Origin of the sequence: Anoxybacillus sp. J5B_2022, assembly GCF_026847645.1 — a bacterium.
GTDB lineage: Bacteria > Bacillota > Bacilli > Bacillales > Anoxybacillaceae > Anoxybacteroides.
In genome coordinates, this window is record NZ_JAPSMC010000118.1 from 1 (window position 1) to 2,636 (window position 2,636).

Consider the following 2,636-nt stretch of genomic DNA (forward strand, 5'->3'; position numbering starts at 1 on the left):
ATAGCACTATGGGTGTAATTAAATTTGATCTACAGTAAATTATTAATTTAGAAGAGGATATATAACTTTAGCTAAGAATCCTGACGTGAAAAAAGAGCTATTGCACTTTTTAGTTTATAACTGTATAGGCCAGTTTTCTTCATCAGACCATCTGGAAGAAGATGAAGAATAAGAGAAAGATATGTCAGTTAGAGAAAAACTAATATTGTCTACATTAGTTGTGTTCCATGTATGTGCATATTCTGTTGATATTTCAACTGTATCACCACTGCCTGTACTTGGATTTTCAAATTTAAAATATAGAGTGGCAATCCCACTTCCTGAGTTGTAAGTTTTAACAGTTGCCCCCAAGCTAGTTGTTTGATAACTAATTTTGTCTTGCCATTTCCATCCCCATCCATTATCACTTTCTGCTTTATCATCATAAATTGCTCCCGGGGTTGATTCTCTTCCATCATAGCTCCAGTAAGTTCTAATGCTATGACTATAGATATCAATTTCCTCATCTAAAATTAAGCCAAAGGCATCTAACTTTCCAACATCTCCAGTTCCACTTCTATCATACTGCCAATTTGATGTGATCCAATCCCAATCTCCTCTAGCCACATACCGCGATGGGTTAAATACATCTAGATATATAGTTCCATCCATATCAATATCAGAAGGAGCTGTTGCTAATGTTGTTATAGAGTCTTGTTTACTAATTTTCTTTAATCCTATATTTTTTTCTATATTGTTCTCAAGATCATCAAGTTCCTGTTGGATAGTAATAATTTCATTACTTATTGTTAAATCTTTCCCGTTAGCTTTTAACTGTCTTTTTAAAGCATTTAATTTCGCTTTTGTTCTTCCAATTTTATCAAAGTAACTTTCTATTTCTTTTACACGTTTGTCATATTTTTGTCGCTCTTCTTTAGACATTAAATCCTTGTCTACTAATCCATCATTATCTAAATCTACCCAGCTACTATTGTTCTCGTCAGCTAACACCGGCGATGCAAAATTTGTAGAAAATAAACACAAAGAAGTAATCGCTAATCCACATACTACTTTAGATAATTTTTCAAAATCCAATTTAATTCCTCCCTCTATAAATGTTGATATATCAACGGTTGTAGCCGTTTCAGGGGTGTCAAAAAAATATTTTTCGACAAAGTTTCTAACATTATTTCTTAAATATGTGTATATCTTACATTGACTGGGTACGCTTCGCGGCCACTACTGGTTAAATTTGGTTGTAGTGGGGGAAGCGTATGGGATGCACCGTGGATCTCTGCATCGCTGATGATGACGAACCCTCCCATGTTTCTTGGCATCCTTGTGCCTACATTCCTTCGTTCGGTCTAGTCATCAGGCAGAGGCCGGCTAAGCTCCTTTAGGGACTCAAGGTCGAATGGATGATATCGCGCCAGCTTCTCCGTGTCATCCTTGTTGTCTAGAGAATCGAGACTATAGGCATCAAGCAGCCGTTTCGAGGCCAAAGATGTCCTGCATCATTCGCTTCGCATCGAACGCTTGGTGCTTCGTACATACAGCGTGCAATACCTTCAATAATTTTCCGCATAACACCACAATCGATTGCTTCTTCCGCAACGGATTATCAGGACGTGTCGTGTAATAGTCGTGCAGCTGCCGAAACGCTTCGTTGTGGCGGATCATCGGCATCATCACCCGGAACAGAAGGGCGCGCAACCGCCTTCTTCCACGCTTCGAGATCCGTTTTTGCCCTTTGTGTTGGCCGGAGGAATGTTCCCGCAGCGTCAGGCCCGCTAATTTGATAAGCTGCCGCGGATCCTGATAATGGGAGAAACTCCCGATCTCTGATAACAGTTCTACGATGGTCGCATCGCCTAAGCCCGGAACGGTCTTCAACCATTCGTACTCGACCGATGTCTGTACGAGTTCGATCAGCTGCTCTGTCAGTGCCTCGATTTCTTCTTCCAGTTGGCGGTACCGGCGGACAAGCGTGGCAATTTCGATACGGGCCATCTGTTGTCCTTCCGTTACGCCAATGGAGTGTTGGGCCAATTCCATCAACTTCTTCGCTTTCGGTTTTTGTGGCGATTGTAATCCCTCACTTTGCCGGTAAAGGGCCAGCACCTCTTCTAGTTCTTTTCCTGCCAGATCACTCGGAAATGGCGTATATTCCAGCACCGCGAGCGCCATTTTCCCAAATGACGGGAAGACTTGGGAAAACTCCGGAAAATATCGATCAAGCCAGCGAATCATTTGATTTCGAATCGCTCCCTGTTCTTCCACCAATTTGGAGCGAAACGTCGCCCCTGCGCGCAGCTCCGCCTCCATCCCTTTCAGAATACGCGGATAGCTGAATCGGCCGTCTTTCACTAACCGGGCAATGACGAGCGCGTCTTTCGCATCATGCTTGGTTGGAAGGTTATCGTCCAGCTCTTTGGATCGCTTCACGTGCATCGGGTTTGTCATGACGAGAGGGATGCCTTTCTCATCAAGAAAATAGGCGAGATTCAGCCAATAATGTCCCGTTGGCTCGATGCCAACGATCACCTCGGTTTTTCCAAATTCCTTCATGGCTTCCACGATGCACTGGTACAACCATTCCAATCCTTCTCTAGATTGCGGAACGGGAAACGACTTTTTTAACACCCTCCCTCGCTCAT

Annotated in this window: 2 protein-coding genes; both read right to left on the reverse strand. The window is 42.9% G+C overall.

Annotation, left to right across the window (positions count from 1 at the left end; genetic code table 11):
* Window positions 1–114 precede the first annotated feature (114 nt).
* Entirely contained in the window at window positions 115–1,074 is a 960-nt protein-coding gene (locus M4I42_RS16540) for a hypothetical protein (protein WP_268853145.1), read from the reverse strand.
* A gap of 384 nt (window positions 1,075–1,458) precedes the next feature.
* Window positions 1,459–2,636, reverse strand: a 1,178-nt coding sequence (locus M4I42_RS16545; protein ID WP_268853146.1) for an IS110 family transposase, incomplete at its 5' end; no start/stop codon positions are given.